The organism is Cellulomonas sp. EB106-03-03-XG116 (assembly GCF_058792015.1).
On sequence record NZ_JBYTEP010000082.1, the window covers coordinates 8,533 to 11,122 of the forward strand.

The following is a 2,590-nucleotide window of genomic DNA, read 5'->3' on the forward strand; positions in this document are numbered from 1 at the left end:
CCGACACGCCGACGGCGTGTCGGTCACGACGTTCCACTCAGGCGGTGGGCGCGGTGGGCGCGGGGCTCAGAGGGCCTGGTGCAGGACCAGGTCGTGGTGCCGCTGGTCGCCGACCTGGAACGTGCGCTCGCCGACGACGTCGAACCCCGAGCGCCGGTAGAACGCCTGGGCCCGCAGGTTCTCGCCGTTGACGCCCAGCCACACCCCGGCGGCGTCCCGGGCGCGGGCGGCGTCGAGGCTCGCGGCCATGAGCGCGCCGGCCACGCCGCCGCCGTGCCGGCCGGGCAGCACGTAGCACTTGCTCAGCTCGACGGTCGGGCGGAGCGGGACGACCGCGGCGACCTCGGCGGCGTACGGCTCGCCCGCGACCAGCATCGTGTAGCCGACCAGCTCGCCGTCGGCGTCGGCGACCACCAGGTCCCGGGTCGGATCGGCGAGGTAGGTCGCGAAGTGCTCCGGCGTCAGGTTCCCCGCGATGAACGCGGCGTGGTCCTCCGGCGTCGACGACGGCGGGCAGGCCAGCGGGAAGGTCGCGGCGGCCAGGTCGGCGAGCGTGGCGGCCTCGTCGGCGCGGGCGCGGCGGACCTCCGGCGGGGCGGCGGTCGCGTCCGGCGCCGTCCCGGTCGCCGTCACCGCGCGCCCCAGCGGGCCCGGATCGCGCGCCGCGCGGTCCGCACCACCAGCCCGAGCACCCACACCGAGCCCGCGACCGTGGCGGCGTCGACCCCGCGGCGGGTGGCGTTGCGGCGGCCGCGGAACTCCCGCACCGGCCAGCCGACCTCGGCGGCGTGCTTGCGCAGCCGGCCGTCCGGGTTGATGGCGCACGGGAAGCCCACCTCGGACAGGATCGGCACGTCGTTGGTCGAGTCGCCGTACGCGAACGACCGCTCCAGGTCCAGGCCCTCGCGCTCGGCCAGCGCCCGGACGGCCTCGGCCTTCGCGCGGCCGTGCAGCAGGTCGCCGACCAGGCGGCCGGTGTAGAAGCCGTCCTTGTGCTCGGCGATCGTGCCGAGGGCGCCGGTCGCGCCGAGCCGGCGGGCGATGATGTCGGCGATCTCGACCGGCGTGGCCGTGACCAGCCAGACCTCGTGGCCGGCGCGCAGGTGCTGGTCCAGCAGGCGCTGCGTGCCCGGGAAGATCCGGAGCGCGAGCACCTCGTCGTAGATGTCCTCGGCGATCGCGACGACCTCGGCGACGGACCGCCCGTGCATGATCTCGAGCGCGCGCTGGCGGACCTCGTCGATCTGCTGCCGGTTCTCGCCGAACGTCAGGTAGCGGATCTGGTGCACCGCGAACCGGACGATGTCCGTGCGCTTGAAGAAGGCGCGGCGGTAGAGGCCGACGGCGAGGTGGAACGAGCTCGCGCCGCGGATGATCGTGTTGTCCACGTCGAAGAACGCAGCCACGCGCCCCGTCGGCGCCGTCGGCGCGGGCGCGCCGGTCAGGGGCTCGGTGGGCTCGGGCACGCCGCCACTGTAGTCACCGACCTAGGCTCGTGCCGTGCCGACCCCGCCAGCCGAGACCCCGCCCCGCGTCGTCCTCTACTCCCGCGCGGGCTGCCACCTGTGCGACGCCGCCCGCGACCTCGTGGCGGAGGTGGCCGCCGAGCGCGGCGAGCCGTGGGCCGAGGTGGACGTCGACGCGGGCGGCACGGCGCGCGACGGGCGGTCGCTCGCGGCGGCCTACGGGGAGCTGCTGCCGGTCGTCGAGGTGGACGGCGTGCGGGTCGGCTACTGGCAGATCGACCGGTACCGGCTCGTCGACGCCCTCGTGGCGGCCCCGCAGGCCTAGGCTGTGGCCGTGCGAGCCCTGCCGCCGACCACCGTCGCCCGCCTGCCGGGATACCTGCGCTCTCTCGGCGGCCTCGCCTCGGAGGGCGTGACCACGACGTCGTCCGACCAGCTCGCCGAGCTCGTCGGGGCGTCCCCCGCGCAGCTCCGCAAGGACCTGTCGTACCTGGGCGCGGGCGGCCGGCGCGGCGTGGGGTACGAGGTCGACCACCTGCGGCGGCAGATCGCGCAGGCGCTCGGCATGACCGAGGAGCGCCGCGTCGTCATCGTCGGCATCGGCAACCTGGGGCACGCCCTCGCCACCTACTCGGGCTTCGCGGACCGCGGGTTCGTGCTGGTCGGCCTGTTCGACACCGACCCGGAGCTGGTCGGCACCGAGGTCGGCGGCCACGTCGTGCAGCACGTCGACCGCCTGGAGCGGGTGGTCGAGGAGCAGGAGGCGAGCGTGGCGATCGTCGCGACGCCGGCGTCCGCCGCGCAGCCGACCACCGACCGGCTCGTCGCCGCGGGCGTCACCGGGGTGCTGAACTTCGCCCCGCGCACCGTGCGGGTGCCCGACGGGGTGGACGTCCGCGAGGTCGACCTGGGATCGGAGCTGCAGATCCTGGGCTTCCACGCGCGCCAGCGCTCGGGCGCCGCGTCCGCGCCGGCTCCGGCGGCTGCGCCCGAGCCGGAGCCCGAGCCGGTCCCCGCGGCCGACTGACTCCGGGACGCACGAGAGGGCCCGGTCTCTTCTCCACCTCTGACGCTTCCTACGAAGGCCGTGGAGTGTCGATTTCCGTGGTTGCCGTATCCTTACA

At 75.6% G+C, this 2,590-nt stretch carries 4 protein-coding genes; 2 read left to right on the forward strand and 2 right to left on the reverse strand.

All coding sequences use genetic code 11. The features are described 5' to 3' along the window. Positions 1-66: 66 nt before the first annotated feature. Together AC3WUG_RS18515 and AC3WUG_RS18520 are read right to left on the reverse strand one after the other, a co-directional pair. Positions 67-633, reverse strand: coding sequence for a GNAT family N-acetyltransferase (locus AC3WUG_RS18515; protein WP_492329013.1), 567 nt, complete (start codon positions 631-633; stop codon positions 67-69). Then, positions 630-1,466: an HAD family hydrolase gene (locus AC3WUG_RS18520; RefSeq protein ID WP_492329014.1), complete on the reverse strand. Its 837-nt coding sequence runs from the start codon at positions 1,464-1,466 to the stop codon at positions 630-632. The genes AC3WUG_RS18515 and AC3WUG_RS18520 overlap by 4 nt, the downstream gene beginning before the upstream one ends. 34 nt (positions 1,467-1,500) lie before the next feature. On the opposite strand from AC3WUG_RS18520, the gene AC3WUG_RS18525 reads away from it, so the two are divergent. Both AC3WUG_RS18525 and AC3WUG_RS18530 read left to right on the forward strand, forming a co-directional pair. Then, positions 1,501-1,791, forward strand: coding sequence for a glutaredoxin family protein (locus tag AC3WUG_RS18525; protein WP_492329015.1), 291 nt, complete (start codon positions 1,501-1,503; stop codon positions 1,789-1,791). 9 nt (positions 1,792-1,800) lie between these two features. Further along, positions 1,801-2,493: a redox-sensing transcriptional repressor Rex gene (locus tag AC3WUG_RS18530; RefSeq protein ID WP_492329016.1), complete on the forward strand. Its 693-nt coding sequence runs from the start codon at positions 1,801-1,803 to the stop codon at positions 2,491-2,493. The last annotated feature ends 97 nt before the right edge of the window (positions 2,494-2,590 follow it).